The organism is Streptomyces sp. NPDC006296 (assembly GCF_040613235.1).
In the GTDB taxonomy this organism is placed as follows: domain Bacteria; phylum Actinomycetota; class Actinomycetes; order Streptomycetales; family Streptomycetaceae; genus Streptomyces.
The window spans coordinates 225,827-246,379 of record NZ_JBEXRT010000003.1 but is presented as its reverse complement, the minus strand read 5'-3'; the positions used below and the strand labels follow the sequence as shown (position 1 = coordinate 246,379).

General features: G+C 73.5%; 21 protein-coding genes. 4 read left to right on the top strand and 17 right to left on the bottom strand.

Going from position 1 to position 20,553, the window contains the following annotated elements; all coding sequences use genetic code 11:
- Positions 1–20: 20 nt before the first annotated feature.
- The 4 genes from ABZ172_RS03675 to ABZ172_RS03660 all read right to left on the bottom strand — a co-directional run bounded on the left by ABZ172_RS03675 (position 21) and on the right by ABZ172_RS03660 (position 4,201).
- Positions 21–1,379 carry an MFS transporter gene (locus ABZ172_RS03675; RefSeq protein WP_356879783.1) on the bottom strand — a complete coding sequence of 453 codons (1,359 nt, stop codon included), beginning with the start codon at positions 1,377–1,379 and terminating at the stop codon, positions 21–23.
- Positions 1,380–1,421: 42 nt separating this feature from the next.
- Positions 1,422–2,342, bottom strand: coding sequence for an amidohydrolase family protein (locus tag ABZ172_RS03670; RefSeq protein ID WP_356879781.1), 921 nt, complete (start codon positions 2,340–2,342; stop codon positions 1,422–1,424).
- A gap of 118 nt (positions 2,343–2,460) precedes the next feature.
- On the bottom strand, positions 2,461–3,144 hold the full coding sequence (gene ligK / locus ABZ172_RS03665) for a 4-carboxy-4-hydroxy-2-oxoadipate aldolase/oxaloacetate decarboxylase (RefSeq protein WP_356879779.1): 684 nt from the start codon (positions 3,142–3,144) through the stop codon (positions 2,461–2,463).
- Positions 3,145–3,175: 31 nt separating this feature from the next.
- Positions 3,176–4,201, bottom strand: coding sequence for an amidohydrolase family protein (locus ABZ172_RS03660; protein WP_356879777.1), 1,026 nt, complete (start codon positions 4,199–4,201; stop codon positions 3,176–3,178).
- A 175-nt stretch (positions 4,202–4,376) separates the two neighbouring features.
- On the opposite strand from ABZ172_RS03660, the gene ABZ172_RS03655 reads away from it, so the two are divergent.
- Complete coding sequence (locus ABZ172_RS03655) at positions 4,377–5,075, top strand: GntR family transcriptional regulator (protein WP_356879775.1); 699 nt, start codon at positions 4,377–4,379, stop codon at positions 5,073–5,075.
- A gap of 240 nt (positions 5,076–5,315) precedes the next feature.
- On the opposite strand, the gene ABZ172_RS03650 is transcribed toward ABZ172_RS03655, so the two are convergent.
- From ABZ172_RS03650 to ABZ172_RS03625, 6 genes are all read right to left on the bottom strand, one after another.
- Positions 5,316–5,723 carry an SHOCT domain-containing protein gene (locus ABZ172_RS03650; protein ID WP_356879773.1) on the bottom strand — a complete coding sequence of 136 codons (408 nt, stop codon included), beginning with the start codon at positions 5,721–5,723 and terminating at the stop codon, positions 5,316–5,318.
- Between the two features lie 76 nt (positions 5,724–5,799).
- The gene (locus tag ABZ172_RS03645; RefSeq protein WP_356879771.1) at positions 5,800–6,294 is read right to left on the bottom strand and encodes an FBP domain-containing protein; all 495 of its coding nucleotides are present in this window, start codon (positions 6,292–6,294) and stop codon (positions 5,800–5,802) included.
- Positions 6,295–6,344: 50 nt separating this feature from the next.
- Positions 6,345–6,845, bottom strand: coding sequence for an NUDIX domain-containing protein (locus ABZ172_RS03640; RefSeq protein ID WP_356879769.1), 501 nt, complete (start codon positions 6,843–6,845; stop codon positions 6,345–6,347).
- A 63-nt stretch (positions 6,846–6,908) separates the two neighbouring features.
- Positions 6,909–7,808, bottom strand: a complete 900-nt coding sequence (locus tag ABZ172_RS03635; protein WP_356879767.1) for a hypothetical protein — start codon at positions 7,806–7,808, stop codon at positions 6,909–6,911.
- On the bottom strand, positions 7,805–8,824 hold the full coding sequence (locus ABZ172_RS03630; RefSeq protein ID WP_356879765.1) for an SPFH domain-containing protein: 1,020 nt from the start codon (positions 8,822–8,824) through the stop codon (positions 7,805–7,807). Before ABZ172_RS03630 ends, ABZ172_RS03635 begins: the two co-directional genes overlap by 4 nt.
- A 209-nt stretch (positions 8,825–9,033) precedes the next feature.
- Positions 9,034–9,687, bottom strand: coding sequence for a TetR/AcrR family transcriptional regulator (locus tag ABZ172_RS03625; protein WP_356879763.1), 654 nt, complete (start codon positions 9,685–9,687; stop codon positions 9,034–9,036).
- 431 nt (positions 9,688–10,118) lie between these two features.
- Here ABZ172_RS03625 and ABZ172_RS03620 point away from each other — a divergent pair, with 431 nt between their 5' ends.
- Positions 10,119–11,105, top strand: a complete 987-nt coding sequence (locus ABZ172_RS03620) for a hypothetical protein (protein ID WP_356879761.1) — start codon at positions 10,119–10,121, stop codon at positions 11,103–11,105.
- Positions 11,106–11,137: 32 nt separating this feature from the next.
- On the opposite strand, the gene ABZ172_RS03615 is transcribed toward ABZ172_RS03620, so the two are convergent.
- The 3 genes from ABZ172_RS03615 to ABZ172_RS03605 all read right to left on the bottom strand — a co-directional run bounded on the left by ABZ172_RS03615 (position 11,138) and on the right by ABZ172_RS03605 (position 14,502).
- Positions 11,138–11,695, bottom strand: coding sequence for a BLIP family protein (locus tag ABZ172_RS03615; protein ID WP_356879759.1), 558 nt, complete (start codon positions 11,693–11,695; stop codon positions 11,138–11,140).
- A gap of 218 nt (positions 11,696–11,913) precedes the next feature.
- Complete coding sequence (locus ABZ172_RS03610) at positions 11,914–12,453, bottom strand: PadR family transcriptional regulator (protein WP_356879757.1); 540 nt, start codon at positions 12,451–12,453, stop codon at positions 11,914–11,916.
- A 33-nt stretch (positions 12,454–12,486) separates the two neighbouring features.
- Complete coding sequence (locus tag ABZ172_RS03605; protein ID WP_356879827.1) at positions 12,487–14,502, bottom strand: NADPH-dependent 2,4-dienoyl-CoA reductase; 2,016 nt, start codon at positions 14,500–14,502, stop codon at positions 12,487–12,489.
- A 198-nt stretch (positions 14,503–14,700) separates the two neighbouring features.
- On the opposite strand from ABZ172_RS03605, the gene ABZ172_RS03600 reads away from it, so the two are divergent.
- Positions 14,701–15,240, top strand: coding sequence for a DoxX family protein (locus ABZ172_RS03600; protein ID WP_356879755.1), 540 nt, complete (start codon positions 14,701–14,703; stop codon positions 15,238–15,240).
- 49 nt (positions 15,241–15,289) lie between these two features.
- The gene (locus ABZ172_RS03595) at positions 15,290–16,132 is read left to right on the top strand and encodes a DUF1206 domain-containing protein (protein ID WP_356879753.1); all 843 of its coding nucleotides are present in this window, start codon (positions 15,290–15,292) and stop codon (positions 16,130–16,132) included.
- A 19-nt stretch (positions 16,133–16,151) separates the two neighbouring features.
- Here ABZ172_RS03595 and ABZ172_RS03590 read toward each other — a convergent pair whose 3' ends face one another.
- From ABZ172_RS03590 to ABZ172_RS03575, 4 genes are all read right to left on the bottom strand, one after another.
- Positions 16,152–17,525: a deoxyribodipyrimidine photo-lyase gene (locus ABZ172_RS03590; RefSeq protein WP_356879751.1), complete on the bottom strand. Its 1,374-nt coding sequence runs from the start codon at positions 17,523–17,525 to the stop codon at positions 16,152–16,154.
- A complete protein-coding gene (locus tag ABZ172_RS03585) occupies positions 17,525–19,036 on the bottom strand; it encodes an SDR family oxidoreductase (protein WP_356879749.1) in 1,512 nt (503 codons plus the stop codon). Before ABZ172_RS03585 ends, ABZ172_RS03590 begins: the two co-directional genes overlap by 1 nt.
- Before the next feature lie 138 nt (positions 19,037–19,174).
- Complete coding sequence (tatA, locus tag ABZ172_RS03580; protein WP_356879747.1) at positions 19,175–19,405, bottom strand: twin-arginine translocase TatA/TatE family subunit; 231 nt, start codon at positions 19,403–19,405, stop codon at positions 19,175–19,177.
- Positions 19,406–19,535: 130 nt separating this feature from the next.
- Complete coding sequence (locus ABZ172_RS03575; RefSeq protein WP_356879825.1) at positions 19,536–20,531, bottom strand: sporulation protein; 996 nt, start codon at positions 20,529–20,531, stop codon at positions 19,536–19,538.
- Positions 20,532–20,553: the final 22 nt, after the last annotated feature.

Sequence of the window (20,553 nt, the reverse complement as noted above, 5' to 3'; positions counted from 1 at the left end):
CCGCGGCCGGGCCCGCCGGTTCACGCGCCCGGCGCGACGGCCTTCGGCGTCCCCACCGCCGGACGGCGCGGCCGGGTGCGCGGGCCGAAGACGGCGAGAGCCACGGCTCCCACCATCCAGACGCCGGCGATGAAGTAGAAGACGCTCTGGTAGCCGGTGCTGTTGTAGAGCGAGGCGATGATCAAGGGGCCCGCCGCGTTCGACAGCCGGCCGATCCCGTAGGTGATGCCCGTCCCCAGGGAACGGCTCCGGGTGTCGAAGAGCTCGGGGGAGTAGGCGTACGCCAGGGCGGTGTAGCCGCGCTCGAAGAGGTTCACCAGGAAGCCGAAGACCACGATCAGGACCGGGTCGAAGGTCAGCCCGTACAGCAGGCCGCACAGCGCGATGACCGTGCCGAAGGCGACCAGGCACCACTTGCGTTCGAACCGGTCGGTGACCAGCGAGGCCAGGAAGGAGCCGAGGGGCGCGCCGACCGTGGTGAGGGCGATGTAGAAGACCGACTTCTCGACGCTGAAGCCCTCCTTGGCCAGCAGGGTGGGCGCGAAGCTCGAATAGCCGAAGAAGCCGATCGTCTGCGTCACCCACAGGACCGTCAGCAGGAGCGTCGGCGCGAGGTACCTCTTCCGCAGCAGCAGGCGCAGCGGGGCCTTGACGGCCGGGGGCTCCGCCACGGGCGCCGCCGGTTCCGCCAGCGGTCCCTTCTCCGCGCTCACCGAGGCCTCGATCTCCCGCAGGACCGCGTCGGCGGCCGCGTGGTCACCCCTGCTCTCGTGCCAGCGGGGCGACTCCTTGAGGTGCCGGGAGAACAGCACGAGGAGGACGCCGAGCGCACCCCACAGGTAGACCAGGCGCCAGGACCAGTCGCTGAGCGGCACGACGAGACTGGCCACGAGGTTGGTGGCCGGAGTGCCGCAGATGCCGATGACCATGGCGTACGCCTGGTACTTGCCGCGGACGGCGGCCGGGTACATCTCGTTGACGTAGATGACCGCCACGACGGTCATGGCCGACAGCCCCGCCGATGTCAGCACCCGGAAGACGCCCAGGGACAGCACGTCCCAGGAGAACACCGAGACGAACGAGAAGAAGCCGAAGAACACCGTGGTGCGCAGCAGGGTCTTCCTGCGGCCCCACCGGTCGGCGACGGCTCCGGCCACGATGGACCCGAGGAACATGCCGACGAAGGACAGCGAGGTGACGTAGGCGACCTGGTCGACCGTCACTCCCCAGAGGTCGATGAGCTTCGGAGCCGTCGTCGCGAAGCTGTTGATGTCCGCGAACTCGAAGAAGTAGGCGAAGGCGACGGCCAGCAGGGTGGTCTTGTGGAAGCGTGAGATCGGCAGCCGGTCCAGCCGGTTCGCCGCATTGGCGTGCTGCATGGGGACGGTCCCTGTCGAGTGCGGGTGCGGGTGCGGAGGGAGTCAGGCGTCTTCGCCGGGCCAGTAGAGGTTCACGGGGTTGTCCACGAGGAGCCTGCGCTGCTGCTCGGGGGTGACCGCGATCCGCGGTACGAAGTCGACCAGGAGCCCGTCGTCGGGCATGTGGTCCGTGAGATTGGGGTGCGGCCAGTCCGTGCCCCACAGGACCCGGTCGCCGAACTCCTCGACCACGCGTCGGCCGAAGGGCACGACGTCGCGGTAGGCGTGCCGCTCCCCGTCGAGCGCGGCGGGTCCGGTCACGCTGAGGCGTTCGGGACAGGTCACCTTCACCCACACGTCGTTCGCGTCGACGAAGCGGAGGAAGCGGGTGAACTGCGGGCCGCCGGGCGGCAGGGTCACATCGGGCCGGCCCATGTGGTCGACCACGAGCGGGGTCGGGAGGGAGCCGAAGAAGCCCTCCAGCTCGGGGAGGTCGGCGCTCTCGAAGTAGAGCACCACGTGCCAGCCCAGCGGGGCCACCTTCCGGGCGATCACGGCCAGGTCCTCCTTCGGGGAGGTGTCGACCAGCCGGCGCAGGAAGTTGAAGCGGACCCCGCGCACCCCCGAGGCGTGCAGTGCGTGGAGCTCGGCGTCGGAGACGTCCGGCCGGACGGTCGCGATGCCGCGGGCCCGGTCGCCCGCCGCGCGGACCGCGTCGGTCATGGCGGTGTTGTCCGCACCGTGGCAGGTCGCCTGGACGACCACGGCGCGGCTGACGCCGAGCCGGGCGTGCAGCGCGGCGAGCTCGTCCTTCCCGGCGTCGCACGGGGTGTACTTGCGCTCCGGCGCGAAGGGGAACGCGGCCTGCGGCCCGAACACGTGGCAGTGGGTGTCGACGGTGCCGGCCGGAAGCCGGAACACCGGCACGGACGGATCCCGGTACCAGTCCAGCCAGCCCGGGGTCCTGGGGGAAGGCGCGCTCATGATGTCTCCTCGTGGTTCGTGGGGGAGGGCGTCCGCCCGTCCCGGCGCACGGGTGCGGACGGGGCGCACCCGGGTCCGCGGGACGGCGGAACCGGCGGGCCCGCCGCCCTGCGGCCGTTCAGTCGATGTAGCGCAGTCCCGCGGCGGCGAGCGGCTCGCGCATGCCGTACATGTCGAGGCCGAGCTCTCCCGCGGCGAGGCGGCGGCGCTTGTCCTCCTCGTTGTCCTCCCTGCGCCGGGAGGCGCCGGCGACCTCGGCGACCCGGCCGGCCGGCACGACGACCACCCCGTCCGCGTCCGCCACCACCACGTCGCCCGGGTGCACCAGCGCGTTGGCGCACACCACGGGTACGTTCACCGAGCCCAGGGTCGCCTTGACGGTCCCCTTCGCGTGGACGGCGCGGCTGAAGACGGGGAAATCCATCTCCCGCAGCTCGTCGACGTCCCGGCACCCGCCGTCGATGACCAGGCCCACCCCGCCCCGCGACCGGACCGAGGTGGCGAGCAGCTCGCCGAAGAACCCGTCCTCGCACTCCGTGGTGCACGCCGCGACGAGCACGTCGCCCGGCTTCAGCTGCTCGACGGCCACGTGCAGCATCCAGTTGTCGCCCGGCTGCAGCAGCACGGTGACCGCGGTGCCGATGAGGGCGGCCCCCGGATAGACGGGGCGGATGTGGGGGCGCATCAGCCCGGTGCGGCCCATCGCCTCGTGGACGGTGCTGACACCGAAGGGCCTCAGGGCCTCGACGTCCGCGGGGTCGGGGCGTTCGACCGTGCGGTGGACCACTCCGAGTTCGTACATGGCGGTGCTCTCACTTCCTTCGGGGGAGTTCTCAGCGGCCCTGGCGCTTCAGCAGGGCGTCCAGGCGCGGGTAGACGGAGCGCGCGTTGTGCTCCTGGATGCCGGCCAGCGCGGCGGGGGACAGCCCGGCGGCCTCGGCGTAGCGGCGCGTGTCGTCGAAGTGGTGGCCGGTGCGGGGGTCGACGTCCCGGACGGCGCCGATCATCTCCGAGGCGAAGAGGATGTTCCGGGCCGGCAGGACGTCGAAGAGGAGGTCCGAGCCGGGCTGGTGGTAGACGCACGTGTCGAAGAAGACGTTGTCCAGCACGTGCTCCTCCAGGGGCGGCTTCCCGAGCGCCATCGCCAGGCCCCGGAAGCGGCCCCAGTGGTACGGGACGGCCCCGCCGCCGTGCGGGATGACCAGCCGGAGGGTGGGGAAGTCCCGGAACAGGTCGCCCTGGACCAGCTGCATGAACGCGGTGGTGTCCGCGTTGAGGTAGTGCGCCCCCGTCGTGTGGAAGGCGGGGTTCACGCTGGTGCTGACGTGGATCATCGCCGGTACGTCGTACTCGGCCATCTTCTCGTAGAGGGGGTACCAGGACCGGTCGGTGAGCGGAGGGGACGTCCAGTGCCCCCCGGAGGGGTCCGGATTGAGGTTCAGCGCGACCGCGCCGTACTCCTCGACGCAGCGGGTGAGCTCCGGCACGCAGGTCGCGGGGTCGACGCCCGGCGACTGCGGCAGCATGGCGGCCGGGACGAAGCGCTCCGGGTAGAGGCGGCTGACCCGGAAGCACAGCTCGTTGCAGAGCGCGGCCCAGGCGGCGGACGTGCGGAAGTCCCCGACGTGGTGGGCCATGAAGGACGCCCGCGGCGAGAAGACCGTCATGTCGATGCCGCGCTCGTCCATCAGCCGCAGCTGGTTCGACTCGACGCTCTCGCGCAGCTGGTCGTCGCTGATGCGCAGATCGGCCGCGCGCGGGGCGACGGACGGGTCGTCGAGGCCGGCGATCTGCTGTTTCCGCCAGGCCTCCAGCGCGGGCGGGGCCGTCGTGTAGTGGCCGTGGACATCGATGATCATCGCGGTTCCTGTCCGAAGTTCCTGGGGTGGGGGTGGCCGGATGGCCGTCCGACCCGTGGCTCCCGGCCGGCTGCCACGCCACGTTAACCGTCGATGAAATTGTTGACAATATGCCTGACGAGAAAGTTTCGGGCATCATCGATCATGCTGTGGCGCACCTGGCGCCGCGGCGTGGATGTCCCGAGGACAGAGGGAAGGCGGAGGGGTGACGTCGAATCAGGCCACCGGCCGGGCGGGCCGGAGCGCGGTCGCCGGCGGGATCAGGCAGGCGCTCGCCGCGGGTGACATGGTGCCCGGGCAGCGGCTGGTGGAGCAGGAGCTGTCCGAGGTCTACCGGGCGACCCGGAGCTCGGTGCGCGAGGCGCTCCAGGACCTGGCCGCCGAGGGGCTGGTGGAGCTGATCCCGCGGCGCGGGGCGCGGGTGCGCGTGATCTCCGTCGAGGAGGCGGTCCAGATCACCGAGTGCAGGGCCCTGCTCGAAGGGCTGTGCGCCCGGCGGGCGGCGGAGTACGCCTCGGACGAGGTGCGCCAGGAGCTCCGGGACATCGGCGCGGCCATGCGCCGGGCCGTGGCGGACGGTGATCCCGACGCCTACTCCGTGCTCAACCGCAGGCTCCACGAGTGCATCGGCGAGGTCAGCGGCCAGAAGGTCGCCCAGGCCCTGCTGGAGCGCATGAACGGCCAGATGGTGCGCTACCAGTTCCGCCTCGCCCTGCGCCCCGGCCGCCCCGCGCGCTCCCTGCCGCAGCACCTGGCGATCATCGACGCGGTCGTGGCCGGCGACCCGGACGCGGCCGAGGCGGCGGCCCGGGCCCATGTGGACAGTGTCGTGGAGGCGCTGAAGGAGACCCCGGTCCCGGTCACCCCCGGCTGACCGCGCCGCCCGGCGCGCCGGGCGGCGGCGGGAGCTGACGGCGGCGGGAGCGCACGGCGGACGGCCCGCCCGGACGACGGTCCGGGCGGGCCGTCCGCCGTGTGCCGGCCACCGCCGGTCGTCCTCCGCGCGCTGCGCCGCAGGTCGCCCGCAGGTCGCGTGCCGCGTGGCGTTCACCGCACGGTGTCCGCCGCAGGCCGTCCGCCGCGCCGTCGCCCGTTGCGGGCCGGGCGTCGCGGCTCAGACGAGGAGCTTCTGCTTGGCCTTCTCGTACTCCTCCTGGCTGAGGTGGCCCCGGTCCTTGAGCTCGGCGAGCTGGGCGAGCTCGGACACATGTCCGCCGCCGGGCCCGGCCTCGCTCTCGTCGCGGGCCGCCTGGCGCACGTACTGCTTGAAGGCCGCTTCGCGCTCCTTCGCCTGCTGGACCTCGCGCCGGCCCATGCCCCGGCCGCGGGCGATCAGGTAGACGAACACGCCCACGTAGGGCAGGACGATCACGAAGATCACCCAGGCCGCCTTCGCCCAGCCGCTCAGCGAGTGGTCCTGGAAGATGTCCGTGACCACCTTGAACAGCAGGAAGAACCACAGCACCCACAGGAACACGTACATCATCGTCAGGAAGAGGTTCAGCAGCGGATAGTCGTTCACGGGTCCACTCCGATCGTCCGGATGGTCCCTTCCTTGATACGTCCGGCCCCGCCCGGCCGCACCTCCTGCCGCTCGCTCAGGTGGCGAGCAGGTCCAGGAAGGCGGTGAGCTTCTGCCTGGTCCGCTCGATCTGCTGCTCGACGGTCAGCGACTCGTCGAAGCGCCCGCCGGGGGCGGGGGTCTTCTTGCCGCGCACGTACAGCGAGCAGTCGAGGTCGGTGCAGAGGTAGATCCCGGCCGAATTGCCGTCCCGGCCCGCCTGTCCGCGCTTCCTGGCGGTCATCAGGGACACCCCGCTGCCCGGGTGCGTGGTCAGGCAGACCGAGCACATGCTGCGGTGCAGGAAGCCGCGGCGGTGCGACGGGAAGCGGAGGGTGACGCCGGTCAGCTCGCCGCGCAGCTCGGTGACGATGTAGCTCCGGTCCGGGGCCGACAGGTCGCGCCAGCCCAGGAAGTCCAGGTCCTCCCAGCGGCGCTCCTCCAGATCGCGGGGGAGGGGGAGTCGCTTCGCCTCTCCCTTGGAACAGTTGACGAACGACGCCCGGATGTCCTGCTCACTGACGGCTCTCATGGCGTCGACGCTAACTCTGCCTATGAGTCCTAGGCAAATAATTAAATGCCTTAGGCCCAATCCTGGGGTGTCACGATGCGCAGGTGGTGGGCGGCGGGATGCGCGATCGCGAGGTCGGGCCGCCAGACCGCCAGGATCTGGGCCGAAGGATCGAAGAGGGGGCCCGGCAGGTCCTCGGGCGCGAACCACCGCCACGCGCTGATCAGCTCCGGTTCGGTGACCCGGGCGACCGCGGACCCGGCCTCCACCAGTGCGGCCATGCTGATCCGGTTGATGCCCGCCACCACGTCGTGGACCATCGCGAACACGGTCACCCCGTCCACCGCGACCCGCAGCCCCGTCTCCTCGCGCAGTTCGCGGGCGGCCGCCGCGGCGACCGACTCGTGCGTCGGGTCGACCTTCCCGCCGGGCAGCTCCCAGGTGCCGCCCCGGTGCCTGCCGAGCAGGACCCTGCCCTCCCCGTCCCGCACCACGACCCCCACGCCGAGCGCGGCCTGGGCGATCGGCGGGCGGGAGTTCCGGGAGGGTGTGGTCGAGGGATCGGTGCTCATCGCTCATCTGCTCCGGCCGGTCGGGTACGGGGTCGTGCGGACCCGGTCATCCTCACACGGCGTTCACGCCACCAGATTGAGCGTGCTGCCGGCGACACCCAGCCGGACGGACTGCCCCCACGTCAGCTCCAGCGCGTCGGACTCCATCCCGTCGCCGAACACGACCATCCGGTCCGACTCGACGGTGAGACGGAGGCCGTCCCGCGGCCCCAGTTCGCCCGCGACCATCGAGGTGCCGGTGGCCGGCGACGGCCAGGCCTCGCGGACGAACCAGACCAGCCGGCTCTCCGAGGGGGCCGGCAGCCGCAGCCGGCCGCCGCGTTCGAGCCAGAGGGAGCGCAGCCAGCCGGTGGATCCCGTGCCGGTGCCGACCAGGACGCCCGAGGACGCCTGGGACTCGCCCGCGGACGGTTCCGCGTCCGGGCCGATGCGGTAGCGGGCGGTCTGATGGCCCGGCGACCCCAGATAGATCTCGTTGAGGGCGAGCAGGCGCTGCGTGTCGTCGGCGACGGCCTCCGTCATCGTGAGCGCGTCCACCCGCCCGCCGGGCGACACGGCGGCCCGGCAGAGCGCGGCCGTGTCGCGTGCCCGGTGGCGCACGAGCACCCCGGGGTTGCGGCCGGGGTCGGTGTCGATCCCCACCACCGGCTGGCCGGACAGGTACTTCGCGGCGTTCGCGACCAGTCCGTCCTGTCCGACCACGACGACCACGTCCTCGGGCCCGAACAGGAAACGGTCGAGATCGGCCCGCTCCACCCGGGTGCGGCGCCACCGCAGCGGCACGGCCGCGGCCACCTCGGTGAGCGCCTGCTCGTGGCGCCGGTGGCGCTCCGCCACCTCCTCGACGGACCGGCCGCGCCCGGCCAGCACGAACGCGGCCTGCCCGTGGGTCCCGTGCCGGGCCAGGAGCTCCTCGTACTCGGTCGTGCGGTGCACCAGCACCGCACGCGGTGCCAGGCTCACGCCCGCGCCTCCGGCTCCGGCTCCGGCCTGCCGAGCCGGGCGAGCAGGCCGGTCAGGACGTCGGGGGAGAGGGTGAGGCTGTCGATGCGCGGCAGGTTCTCGGCCAGCCGGGTCGCGGCCAGGGCGTGCAGCGTGCCGGGATCGACGTCCGCGTGCGCCCGGAGCCAGGCCGACTGCGCCTCGGCGCGCGCCGCCCCCACCTCGCGGGCGGCCTCCGCCTCCGCGCGCGCCAGCCGCACGGTCCGGTCCGCCTCGGCGGCCGACCGCACCCCGTCGGCCGCCGACTTCTCCTCGGCCTCCCTGCGGGCGTTGGTGCCCCGCTGGTCGACCAGCTGCTCCTCGCGGCGGGCGAGCTCGATCTTGCTGGCGAGCTCGTTCTCGGCGATGGTGCGCTCGCGCTCGACCGCGACGGCCCGGCGCTCGTACACCGACCGGTCGGCCTCCTGCTGGATCTGCTCCCTGGCCGGGGTGCGCAGCGCGCGCTCGACCTCCGCCTCGGGGCGGATGGCGACGACGCGCACCGCGACCACGTCGATGCCGGTGGCGGGCAGCCGGGGCTCGGTCGCGAGCCCGGTGGCCACCCGCTCGCGCACGGCCGCGACCCCGTCCACCAGGGCGGCGGCGAGAGGGGTGCGGGCCAGCACGTCCAGGGTGTGCTGCTGCGCGGTCTCGGTGAGCAGGGTGGCGATCTGCTCCAGCGGCGCACCGCGCCACACCCCGGAGTCCGGGTCCACCGAGAAGTCGAGCCGGGCGGCCGCCACGGCGGGGTCGTCGATCCGGTAGGTCACGGTCGCCTGGACGGTGACGTCCTGGAAGTCGGCCGTACGGGCGTGGAACGCCATCGCCAGCTCCCGGTCGTCGACCGGCACCTCGGAGAGCGCCGCGGAGAGCGCGCGGTACCAGAAGCTCAGACCGGGGCCGTCGTGGGCGAGGCTGCCGCGCTTGTGGTGGCGGATGTGGGCGGTCGGTGCGGAGCGCAGGTGCCGCCAGCCGAAGCGGCGGGTGATGTCGGCCATGTCAGGACCCCCTCTTTCTCGTCATGAAGACGATAAAGGGGATCGCCTCATATCGTCAAGAGGACGAGAAGGGGGTGCGGGCACGGAACGGCCGGCCGGCGGTCTCCACGGAGACCGCCGGCCGGCCGTTCGGGCGCCGTCCCCGTCCTCACGGTGCGGCGCGCGGGTGGCGCCGCTGTCCACCGGGGCGACGGGCCACGTTCCTCAGCTCACGTCTCTCCGTGCGCGGGGGCGGGACCGGGCGCGGGGAGTCCGAGGGCGGGGAGCACGGCGCACTCGATGAAGCGGGTCAGGAAGGCGTCGTCCCCGTACCGGCCCTCCAGCAGCGGCCGGGCGCGCATGATGCCCAGCATCTGGGCGGCCACGTAGTCCGCCGCGGGGTTGTCGGACGCGATCTCGCCGCGCCGCACGGCGCGCTCGACCATCGCGTCGATCGCGGTGATGGCGGGGGCGATCAGGGTGGAGCGCATCGCGCAGAGCAGGTCGGGATTCTGCAGGGCGGCGTGGCCGAGTGCGTGCATCAGCGCGGTGTCCCGGCCGGACGCCGCGTCCACCGCCCGTGCCGCCTCCCGCAGGTCGCCGGCGAGACTTCCGGTGTCGATGTCGGAGAACCCGGAGAGCGTGGCCCTGCGGGTGCCGTGCAGCGCGGCGACGACCAGCTCCGGCTTCGAGCCCCACTGGCGGTAGAGGGTCGACTTCCCGCACCGGGTGCGGGAGGCGACGCCCTCCATCGTCAGTGCGTCGTAACCGCCCTCCCGCAGCAGGTCCAGCACCGCGGTGTAGAGCTCCTGCGCCCGCTCCGGTGTGATCTTCGACCGGCGTGACGCGGGTACGGACTGCTGGGCGGGACCGGGCGGCGGCATCGGCTTCCCTCTCTGCGGCGGTGCGGCTGGGGATCCTCGGAGCGCCAGTGTACCGATACGCGTGTGTACCGATACGCCTCCGTATCGGTACACTGGCGTATCGATACGGCATGGAGCGGCCATGCCGGCGTCGTACAGCGCACCGTCAGTAAAGGGGCACGGGTGATGCACACCCGCAGTGAGCCTGCGGAGCGGGAGCCGGACAGCTCGGCCCGACCGCCCCTCGTCCGCGCGGCTCTTCCGGCGGCCGGACTCCTCTCCGCCCGCACACCCGGCCGGCGGGCCGCGGGCGGCCACGCCCGGGACGCCTTCCCGCACGCCGGACACGACCGGAGCGCCGCGGTCCCACCGCGCCCGCCGGTGCACACCCGGGCGCCCCGGTCCGTCCGTGACCAGGCGGGACCCGTCTGCGCGGCCCCGGGAGCGCACCGATGAGCGCCACGCTCTGGGCCGTCGCCCTGTCCCTCGTCTCCGCCGGTGCCTACGCGGCCGCCGCGGTCGCACAGGCCCGGCTCGCCGGCCGGACCCCGCCCTCCGCCGGTCCGCTCCGGCTGCTGGGCCGCGGCGCCTGGTGGTCGGCGGTCGGACTGAACGCCGGGGGAGCGCTGCTGCACGTCGCTGCGCTCCGGTACGGCCCGCTCACCCTGGTCCAGCCCCTCGGGGCGCTCACCCTCGTCGCGGCCGTCCCGCTCGGGGCGCGTTCCGCGGGCCGCCGCGTCAGCCGCGCGGAATGGCGCGGCACCCTCCTCACGCTCACCGGCCTGGCCGCGCTGCTGCTGGCCGCGGGCGGCGCCTCGCCGCACGACACGCTCAGCCTTCCCGAGGCCCTGGGCGTCGGCGCCGTCACCATGGGGCTGGTCGCGGTGCTCGGCCGTCCGGGGAGCCGGCCCGGCCTCCGGCACGCCGCGGCCTCGGGCATCACCTCCGGGGTGGCCTCCGCGCTCACCCAGACCCTCACGGTCGCCGCGACCGACCACACGGGCCCGCTGCTGAGCCTGCGGCTGGTGACCGTCGCGGTGCTCGTGTCGGCCTTCGCCCTGGGCGGGCTGATGCTCTCCCAGACCGCGTACCGGGGCGGCCTGGGCGCCCCGCTCGCCGTGGTCACCCTCGCCAACCCCGTCGCCGCCGCGGTGATCGGCCTGATCCTGCTCGGCGAACGCCTCCAGGGCGGGGCGCTCGGCCTGCTCCCGGCGCTCGTCGGCGCCGCCGCGGCCGGCCAGGGTGTGCTCCTGCTCAGCCGTGCGCAGGCCGGCGGCCCGCCCGCCGCCCCGGCGCCGTCCCGCGTCGTCGCCTCCGGCCCCGTCCGGTCCGTGCCGCCGTCCTCCGTGCCGCCGGAACAGCGGGTGGGGACGGCCGGGGCGACGGCGGACGGACTCCGGGTGGCGGCGGGCGCACGGGAGACGACCGGGGCGGGCTGACCGGGTCCGTCCCCCGTGCGCCCGCCGCCGGATCAGGTCAGGCTGCGCTGGAACCGGTCGGTCACGATGCCGTCGGTGAGGTAGAAGGTGGCGGAGGGCGGGAAGAGGCCGGTGGCCGCGGCGCAGTAGTACTTCTCGGCCACACCGTTCAGGGCCGGCCAGTTCGGATAGCTCTCCCCCTGCTGCACGCAGGAGTCCTGCGGAACCGCCGCCCACAGCTGGGCCTCGGTCATGCCCACCGAGGTCTTGTTGTAGTGCGACAGCCGCACCGACGGGTTCTTCGCCTTGTACAGGAACTCGTTGCGCTTGCTGAAGAGCTCGCCGTCCTCGGTGAAGGAGAAGCCGCCGTAGGGGGCGTAGTCGCTCGACTCGGTGAAACAGAGGATCGAGTCGCCGATGACGCCGCCGGTGTCGCAGGCCGCTTCCCCGCCGCCGATCTCCCAGACCTCGTCGAAGCTCATCCCGAACTGGATCTGCTCGTACTTCTCGACGGAGAAGCCGGAGTTGGCCTGCGCGGCCGAAGCCGTCGCGACCACCGCCGCCGCAGCCGCCACGAGGGCGACCCCCGTACGTGCCGTCCGTGCCTTCACCACATGTGTCCTCTCGTCGTCGCCCCGGGCGCCCGCGGCGGTACGCACCCGGCGAACGGGTGCCTGAGGCCGGTGCGGGCGGGCGGGACCACGGGGCCGGAGCACGGCTTCCCGCCACGGCGCCCGACGCTAGGGCGGGCCGCTCTCCGTCCCGTCTCCCCGCCGGGAGGCAGGGGCGGACTCCGGACACCCGCCGCGGGCCGCCGCCCCGCGCCCGGCTACCGGGCCGAACCGTCCAGATCGTCGATCGCCGCGGTCAGCCAGCCCGTCCAGAACGTCTCCAGGTCGATGCCCCCGCGCAGCACCAGACGGCGCAGCCGGTCCTCCTCGCCGGTCCGCTCCGGCGGGAAGTCGCGCCGCTCGATCTCCAGGTACTCCGCCAGCTGCGCCCGGTGCAGCGCCAGGTGCCGGCGCAGCTCCCCGGTCAGGCCGGGGGCGCCGACCACGGCGGCCGCGCGCAGCCGCAGCAGCAGCGGATCGCGGACGGGGCGCGGGTCCTCGGCCAGCGCCACCCAGGCCGTGAGCTCCGCACGGCCTGCGGGCAGCACCTCGTACTCCTTGCGCCGCCCGCGCGCCGGCTGTGCGGCGGGCAGGACCCGGACGTGGCCCGCGGCCTCCAGCTTCCCCAGCTCCCGGTAGATCTGCTGGTGCGTGGACGGCCAGAAATAGCCGATCGACCGGTCGAACCTGCGGGTCAGTTCGAGACCGGACGACGGCTTCTCCAGCAGGGCCGTGAGGATCGCGTGCGGGAGTGACATGGACCGCATCCTAGGGACAGCGGCACCGGTCCCTCACAGTTCCGCGGCGAGCTCCGTGCCCTGACGGATCGCGCGCTTGGCGTCCAGCTCGGCGGCCACGTCGGCGCCCCCGATCAGATGCACCGGACGGCCCGCGGCGCGCAGCTCCTCGTACAGCTCGCGGCGCGGTTCCTGACCCGCGCACAGCACCACCGTGTCGACCGGCAGGACGCTCCGCTCCCCGTCGACGGTGAGGTGCAGGCCCGCGTCGTCGATCAGGCCGTAGGACGCCCCCGCGATCATCGTCACACCGCGGTGCCGGAGTTCGGTGCGGTGGATCCACCCGGTGGTCTTCCCCAGCCCCGCCCCGACCTTGGTGGCCTTGCGCTGGATCAGATGCACCGTGCGCCCCGGCTTCGCGCGCTCCGGGGCCCGCAGCCCGCCCCGGTCCGCGTAGCCGGTGTCCACCCCCCACTGCCGGAAGAAGACCTCCGGGTCCCGGCTCGCCCCCTCGCCGCCGTCGGTCAGGAACTCCGCGACGTCGAATCCGATCCCGCCGGCCCCGATCACCGCCACCCGGTCGCCGACCTCCGCGCCGCCCCGCAGGACGTCCAGGTAGCTGACGACACTGGGGTGCCCGACGCCGGGGATCCCGGGGGTGCGGGGCTCCACGCCGGTGGCCAGGACGACCTCGTCGAAGCCGTCGAGCGAACCGGCGCCGGCCCGGGTGCCGAGCCGCACCTCGACCCCCTCCTCGGCGAGCCGGGTGCGGAAGTAGCGCAGCGTCTCGTCGAACTCCTCCTTGCCGGGGACCCGGCGGGCGACGTTCAGCTGGCCGCCGATCTCGTCCGCGGCGTCGAACAGGGTGACCGCGTGGCCGCGCTCGGCGGCCGTGACCGCGCACGCCAGCCCGGCCGGCCCGGCGCCGACCACGGCGACGCGCTTGCGCAGACGGGTCGGCGCGAGCACCAGCTCCGTCTCGTGGCAGGCCCTCGGGTTCACCAGGCAGGAGGTGATCTTCAGGCTGAAGATGTGGTCCAGGCAGGCCTGGTTGCAGCCGATGCAGGTGTTGATCGCGTCGGCCCGGCCCTCGGCGGCCTTGGCGACGAAGTCCGGGTCGGCCAGGAAGGGCCGCGCCATCGACACCATGTCCGCCCGGCCCGAGGCGAGGACCTCCTCGGCCAGTTCGGGGGTGTTGATGCGGTTGCTGGTCACCAGGGGCACCGACACCGCGCCCCGCACCCGCTCCGTCACCCAGGTGAAGGCGCCGCGCGGCACCGAGGTCGCGATGGTCGGGATGCGTGCCTCGTGCCAGCCGATCCCGGTGTTGATGAGGGTCGCGCCGGCCGCCTCCACCTCCCGGGCGAGGTGGACGACCTCCTCCAGGGTGGAACCGCCGGGCACCAGGTCCAGCATGGACAGCCGGTAGATCAGGATGAAGTCGGGGCCGACGCGTTCACGGACGCGGCGCACGATCTCGACGGGGAAGCGGATGCGGTTCTCGTACGAGCCGCCCCAGCGGTCCTCGCGGCGGTTGGTCGCCGACACGATGAACTCGTTGATCAGGTAGCCCTCCGAGCCCATGATCTCGACGCCGTCGTACCCCGCGCTCCGGGCCAGCTCCGCGGCCCGGACGAATTCCTCGACGGTCTCCTCGACCTCGTCGTCGTCCAGCGCGTGCGGGGTGAAGCCGCTGATCGGTGCCTTGAGCGCGCTCGGCGCCACCAGGTCGGGGTGGTGGGCGTAGCGTCCGAAGTGCAGGATCTGCATCGCGATCCGGCCCCCCGCCGCATGGACGGCCGACGTGACCTCGGCGTGCTGCCGGGCCTCCGCCTCGGTGGTCATCATGGCGCCGCCGGGGAACGAGCACCCCCGCTCGCTGGGCGCGATCCCCCCGGTGACCATGAGGCCGACCCCGCCGCGCGCCCGGGCCGCGTAGAAGGCGGCCATCCGCTCGAAACCGCGCTCCACCTCTTCGAGGCCGATGTGCATCGACCCCATGAGCACCCGGTTCGGGAGCGTGGTGAATCCGAGGTCGAGCGGGCTCAGCAGGGTGGGGTACGGGCTCATCCGGGTCTCCTCGCAGGTGTCGTCGAGCCAGTTGTAGACCACCCCGGGGGCCTTATGCAACAAGTTGCACAATGAGCTGCGTCGCAGTCCCCGCACGGCCGTGACACGAACGGCCCAGCACCACCGGCCCCCCGGCCGCGGTGCGCCGCACAGTGGAGCCGTACGGCTCAGGACTCCGCCCCCGACGGGAGACATCCCATGACCTGTATCAACCGGCGCGACCTCGGACTCCTCGTCCTCCGGGTCGGCACGGGAGCCGTCCTGGCGGCCCACGGCAGTCAGAAGCTGGGCGGATGGTTCGGCGGCGGGGGCATCGAGGGGACGACCGCGGCGATGGAGGCCATGGGCTTCGACCCGCCCCGGCACAGCGCGCTGGCCGCGGGCCTCGGCGAGACGGGCGGCGGGATCCTGCTCGCCCTCGGCCTCGCCACCCCGGCGGCCGGCGCCGCCGCGGCCGGCACGATGGCCGGAGCCGTCGCCGTGCACGCGCCCGCCGGATTCTTCGCGACGGGCGGAGGCTACGAGTACCCGGCGTTCCTCGGCTTCACCGCCGCCGCGATCGGGGTCACCGGAGCCGGCCGCTACTCGCTCGACCACGCCACCGGACACGTCCTGGACCGGCCCTGGGTCGTCGCGCTCGCGTTCGCCGGCAGCGCCCTCGCGGCGGCGGCCGTCGTCGGCCGCCGGGCCAGGGGGAGGACCGCAGGCCCGGACGAGCCGGAGGACACCGGGGCGTAAGGGTCGTCCCTCCGGCATTGATCGCCGATTCAGGGGCATCCGGCAGTGCATGAATGCGAACGCACTGTCGACGAACGCCCGGGGTCAGGCCAGAAGAGCCGCACGCAGCCGGGTGGTGGACATCGGCGCCCGCGCCGGGTTCGCGGCCCGCGGAGTCATCTACCTCCTGGTGGGCACGCTCGCCCTGCGCATCGGCTTCTCCGACGGAGGCGGCAAGCAGGCGGACCGGGGCGGGGCCATCGCGGAGATAGCCGAGAAGCCCTTCGGGAACATCCTGCTCTGGGTCCTCGGCGCCGCACTCGCGGGCATGGCCCTCTGGCGGCTGTCCGAGGCGGCCTTCGGCCAGGCCGGCCCCGACGGCGACAAGCCGGTCAAGCGCGTCATGGCCGGCGGCCGCGCCGTCTTCTACGCCTTCGTCTCCTACTCCGTGCTCTCCTACGCGGCCGGTGACAAGGGGAGCGGCAGCGGATCCAGCGACGCCCAGACCAACGACGTCACGGCCCGGGCCCTGGAATGGCCCGCGGGGCAGTGGATCGTCGGGATCGCGGGCGCCGTGGTCGCGGGCGCCGGCCTGTGGATCGCCTTCCGCGCCGTCGCCCGGAAGTACCACAAGCACCTCAAGACGGCCGAGATGTCGAAGAGGACCCGTCAGGCCGTCGACGTGGTCGGCGTCTTCGGCGGCGGCGTCCGCGGCATCGTCTTCGCGACGGCGGGCGGCTTCGCCATCGCCGCCGCCGTCCAGCACGAACCCGGCCGTGCCAAGGGCATGGACGACACCCTGCGCTCCTTCACCGAGACGCCCGCGGGACCCTGGCTGCTCGTCCTCGTCGCGCTCGGTCTCGCCGCCTTCGGCTTCTTCTCCTGGGCCAACGCCCGCTGGCGCAAGGTCTGAGCGGCGACGGCCGCCGCCGTCAGTCCAGCCCCCGCGCCTCCTTGAACCGGGTGAGCGCCTCCGACAGCCCGACCACCGGTGCCGGATAGCCGAGGCCCTCACGCTCCCGCCGCGGCAGCTTCCACGGCTCGTGCACGGCGGAGCCCCGGACCCCCGCCAGCTCCGGCACCCAGCGGCGTACGTAGGCGCCGTCCGGGTCGTACCGCTTGGCCTGCGTCACGGGGTTCAGCACCCGGTTGGGGCGGCTGTCCGTGCCCGTACCGGCCACCCACTGCCAGTTGAGCTGGTTGTTGGCGATGTCCCCGTCGACGAGCAGCTCCAGGAAGTGCCGCGCCCCGGCCCGCCAGTCCACGTACAGGGTCTTCGCGAGGAAGCTCGCGGTCAGCAGCCGGCCCCGGTTGTGCATCCAGCCCTCGTGCAGCAGCTGGCGCATCGCCGCGTCGACCACCGGATACCCGGTGCGGCCCTCCCGCCAGGCGGCCGTCTCGTCCTCCGCCGCTCGCCCGGTGCGCCAACGGTCCTGCCGCGTGCGGTAGTCGGACCGGGAAGCGGCCGGCCGGGCGGCCAGCACCTGGTGGTGGAAGTCCCGCCAGCACACCTGGCGCACGAAGGCCTCCGCACCCGGTCCGCCCGCGGCGCGCGCACGGTGGACCACCTCGGCGGGGGAGAGGGTGCCGAAGTGCAGGTGCGGCGACAGCCGCGAGGTCGCGTCGCCCGCCATGTCGTCGTGGCGGTCCTCGTACGCGGCGAGCCCGTCGCGGCGCCACGCGGTGAACAGCCTGCGGCCCTCCGTCTCACCACCCTCGGCGAGCCCGGGGGACACCCCCTGGGCCCGCGAGGGCAGCGCGGCGGACGCCGGCCCGTCCGGTACGCGCACGGCGCGCGGCGCCCGGAACGGGGACCGCAGCCCCTCACCGGACCAGCGCCGGAAGTACGGGGTGAAGACCGCGAAGTGGTCGCGTCCCGACCCGGAGGGGACCACCGCACCGGGCGCGACCGCGGTGACCACCGCGTCGTGCACGCTCAGCCGGCAGCCCGCCGGAGCCAGGGCCTCCCGCAGCCGCTCCTCCCGGCGCTGGGCATAGGAGCTGACCCCCGCCGCCATGTGCACCGTGCCCGCCCCCGTCTCGGTGACGATCCGGCCGACCTCCTCGGTGACGTCGCCCTCGCGGACGACCAGGCGCCCGCCGCGCTCCCGGAGCCCCGCGTCCAGGTCACGGAGGCAGTCGGCGAGGAAGGCGCGCCGGTTCGGCGAGCCGAACCCGGCGGCGTCCACCCCCTTGTCCAGGACGAAGAGCGGCACCACCTCGTCGGCCGAGGCAAGCGCCGCGTGCAGAGGCGGATGGTCGTGCAGCCGCAGGTCCGAGGTGAACAGCACGATCGCCACGGTCATCACTGACCACCTGCCTTTCCCCGGCCCGCCGCCTGGGCGATGTTGCGGGCCATTCCGCCGAAGACCACCGCGTGGAAGGGTGACACACTCCACCAGTAGGCGTGGCCCAGCAGCCCGAACGGATGAAAGACGGCCCGCTGCCGGTAGTGCGACCCGCCGCCCTCACGCTCCTCCGCGTACATCTCCAGCCAGGCCAGGCCGGGGAGGCGCATCTCGGCGCGGAGCCGGAGGAGCCGGCCGGGTTCGATCTCCTCGACGCGCCAGAAGTCGAGTGAGTCGCCGACCCGCAGGTGTTCGGCGTCGCGGCGTCCGCGGCGCAGTCCGACGCCGCCGACGAGGCGGTCCAGCCAGCCGCGGACCGCCCAGGCGAGCGGGAAGGAGTACCAGCCGTGGTCGCCGCCGATCCCCTCGATCACCTTCCACAGCGCCTCGGGGGAGGCGCCCACGTCCAGCTCGCGCACATCGGTGTAGAGGCTGCCGCCCGCCCAGTCCGGATCGGTGGGGAGCGGATCGCTGGGAATGCCCGGGGTGGACGCGGAAGACCACCGCGTCGTCACCCTCGCCTCCCGCACCCGTTGCAGGGCGAGCGAGAGGGCGGTGTCGAAGGAGAAGGGCAGTCCGGGGCCGTCGGGGACGTACTCGGCGATGTCGTGCTCGTGGCACACGACCTCGTAGCGCAGGGACTCGGCGAGGGGGCGTGCGATCGACGCGGGGACCGGGGTGACCAGCCCCACCCAGTGGCTGGACAGACCCGGCGAGAGCATCGGCACCGGCAGGATCAGCCGGTGGCGGAGCCCGGCGACCCGGGCGTACTTCTGCATCATGTCGCGGTAGGTCATGACGTCGGGGCCGCCGATGTCGAACGCGCGGTTCACCCCGGCGGGCATCCGCGCACTGCCCACCAGGTAGCGCAGGACGTCCCGCACGGCGATCGGCTGGATCCGCGTCGACACCCAGCTGGGGGTGACCATGACGGGCAGTCGCTCGGTGAGGTAGCGCAGCATCTCGAAGGAGGCCGAACCCGAACCGATGATGACCGCGGCGCGGAGCACCGTCGTCGGCACCCCCGAACCGAGCAGCAGGTGGCCGACCTCCGCACGCGAGCGCAGATGCGGTGACAGCTCCCGTTCGGGGACGTCCGCCGGGGTCAGCCCGCCCAGGTAGACGATCCGCCGCACCCCGGCGGCCTTCGCCCGCTCGCCGAAGGTGCGCGCCGCCGCGCGGTCGGTCCTCTCGAAGCCGGGCCCGGAGGCCAGCGCGTGCACCAGGTAGTAGGCGACATCGATGTCCCGCATCGCCGCGTCCAGGGAGTCCGCGTCGGTCACGTCCCCCTTGACCACCTCGACCTCGCCCGCCCAGGGGTGGTCGCGCAGCCGCTCCGGGGACCGTGCCAGGCATCTCACCCGGTGGCCGGCCTCCAGGAGCTCCGGTACGAGGCGGCCCCCGATGTACCCCGTCGCGCCCGTCACCAGGCAGCGCAGTCCGCCGGCGTCGTCGTCCTTGCTCTCCATGGCCCCTCGCTCCGGCTCGTGTCCCGTACGTCCACCGTGTCCCCGTACGGCGGATTCCGCTTGCCGGCGGGGCCGGAACACGCCGAAGCCCACCCCTCCGGGTGGCGGGGCGGGCAGGAGTGCGGGGGTTCAGCGAGGTCAGGGCTTCTCCGCGGCGGTCCCCCTGATGACGCGCGGGTCGTCCGGTCCGCCCGTGTACGGCTCCGGGTGGACGGTGGGCGGCGCGCCGTCGGACTTCAGGGCCCGCGCCTCGCTCTTCAGGATCCGCGCCGACTTGCCCAGGGAGCGGGCCAGTTCGGGGAGCTTCTTGGCACCGAAGACCAGGACGGCGATGAGGAGGAAGATCGCGATCTCGCTGATTCCGAACATGACGGCTGACTTCTCCCTGGTGGGTGTGAGGCGCTCTTCCGACGGCCCGGGGGAAGACCCCCGTGCCGCGGCGGCGCGCCAAATCTACAGCACTGTAGAGGGAGGCGGCAGGGCGTCTTCCGGCCCTGCCTCAGTCCTCGTCGCCCCCCTCTTCCTCCTCGTCACCCTCGAAGAAGTCGCCGACCTCGTCGACGACTTCGGCGGCGACCAGGCCGCCCACGACACCCACCGCGACCCCCGCGGCCCCGGCGGCGATCACGGTGCCCATCCCGGGGCCCGAGCGGTGCTCCGCGTGCCCGCCGTCGTGCCCGTAGGCCTCGTGCGCTCCGTACGCCCCGTGGGTCCCGTGCGCGGCGCGCGCCTCGGCCAGCGACCGCACCCAGCCGTCCACCTCGGTGGCCCAGTCGCGGCTGTGGGCCTCGTGGTGCCCCACGGTGAAACGGCCGAGGGAGTCCCCGCCGCCGGAGAAGAGCCCGCCCCGCTTGTCCGCCTCCAGCACGATCTCCACCGCGTCCGGGCCGGCCAGGAAGGTCACCTCGACCTCGTTGATCCGGCCCGCGTACTGCGGGGCCGGTGCGAGCTCGATCTCCTGGTAGAACGGCAGCCGCTGACCGGTGCCGCCGATGTGCCCCAGCTCCAGGTCGGCCGACCTGAAGCCGAAGCCGAGCTGCCCGAAGGCCTCCAGCACGGCTTCCTGGACGGGCAGCGGACCCACCGTGAGGCGGTCGAGGTCGCCCTTGTCCCGGGCGCCGGACACCGCGAGCTCCGTGCGCACCCCGAGGACGATCCCGAGGTCCTGCCCGTACAGCTCGGTGACCGGGGTCTCCCAGGGGAGGGTCAGCGTGAACTGGACGGCGCGCTCCTCGCCCTCCCCGAGCACGAAGCCCCCGGCGACGGTGAAGCGTTCGAAGACCACGGCCCCCTCGGACTCGCCGTCCTCGTGCTCCGCCTCCACGCGGGCCACCAGCTCCAGCGTGATGTGCTCGATCGTGGCCTCGGCGTTGCCGCCCTTCAGCCGGACCTCGCCGCTCAGCCCGCCACCGGGGACGACCGCACCGGGCTGCAGTACCGTGTCCACGGTGGGGCCGCCCACGCCGAGTGACCCGAGCAGCTTCTTGAACACCATCGTGGCGTTCACTCCTTCTTCC

Excerpts from the sequence above, each read along its gene's own strand:
- ABZ172_RS03595 (WP_356879753.1), top strand. The coding sequence starts at position 15,290 with ATGAATGCGAACGCACTGTCGACGAACGCCCGGGGTCAGGCCAGAAGA.
- ABZ172_RS03585 (WP_356879749.1), bottom strand. The coding sequence starts at position 19,036 with ATGGAGAGCAAGGACGACGACGCCGGCGGACTGCGCTGCCTGGTGACG.
- ABZ172_RS03620 (WP_356879761.1), top strand. The coding sequence starts at position 10,119 with ATGAGCGCCACGCTCTGGGCCGTCGCCCTGTCCCTCGTCTCCGCCGGT.
- ABZ172_RS03660 (WP_356879777.1), bottom strand. The coding sequence starts at position 4,201 with ATGATCATCGATGTCCACGGCCACTACACGACGGCCCCGCCCGCGCTG.
- ligK (WP_356879779.1), bottom strand. The coding sequence starts at position 3,144 with ATGTACGAACTCGGAGTGGTCCACCGCACGGTCGAACGCCCCGACCCC.
- ABZ172_RS03575 (WP_356879825.1), bottom strand. The coding sequence starts at position 20,531 with ATGGTGTTCAAGAAGCTGCTCGGGTCACTCGGCGTGGGCGGCCCCACC.
- ABZ172_RS03600 (WP_356879755.1), top strand. The coding sequence starts at position 14,701 with ATGACCTGTATCAACCGGCGCGACCTCGGACTCCTCGTCCTCCGGGTC.
- ABZ172_RS03590 (WP_356879751.1), bottom strand. The coding sequence starts at position 17,525 with ATGACCGTGGCGATCGTGCTGTTCACCTCGGACCTGCGGCTGCACGAC.
- ABZ172_RS03630 (WP_356879765.1), bottom strand. The coding sequence starts at position 8,824 with ATGGCCGACATCACCCGCCGCTTCGGCTGGCGGCACCTGCGCTCCGCA.
- ABZ172_RS03605 (WP_356879827.1), bottom strand. The coding sequence starts at position 14,502 with ATGAGCCCGTACCCCACCCTGCTGAGCCCGCTCGACCTCGGATTCACC.
- ABZ172_RS03655 (WP_356879775.1), top strand. The coding sequence starts at position 4,377 with ATGTCCCGAGGACAGAGGGAAGGCGGAGGGGTGACGTCGAATCAGGCC.
- ABZ172_RS03645 (WP_356879771.1), bottom strand. The coding sequence starts at position 6,294 with ATGAGAGCCGTCAGTGAGCAGGACATCCGGGCGTCGTTCGTCAACTGT.
- ABZ172_RS03610 (WP_356879757.1), bottom strand. The coding sequence starts at position 12,453 with ATGTCACTCCCGCACGCGATCCTCACGGCCCTGCTGGAGAAGCCGTCG.
- ABZ172_RS03670 (WP_356879781.1), bottom strand. The coding sequence starts at position 2,342 with ATGAGCGCGCCTTCCCCCAGGACCCCGGGCTGGCTGGACTGGTACCGG.
- ABZ172_RS03675 (WP_356879783.1), bottom strand. The coding sequence starts at position 1,379 with ATGCAGCACGCCAATGCGGCGAACCGGCTGGACCGGCTGCCGATCTCA.
- ABZ172_RS03625 (WP_356879763.1), bottom strand. The coding sequence starts at position 9,687 with ATGCCGCCGCCCGGTCCCGCCCAGCAGTCCGTACCCGCGTCACGCCGG.
- tatA (WP_356879747.1), bottom strand. The coding sequence starts at position 19,405 with ATGTTCGGAATCAGCGAGATCGCGATCTTCCTCCTCATCGCCGTCCTG.
- ABZ172_RS03640 (WP_356879769.1), bottom strand. The coding sequence starts at position 6,845 with ATGAGCACCGATCCCTCGACCACACCCTCCCGGAACTCCCGCCCGCCG.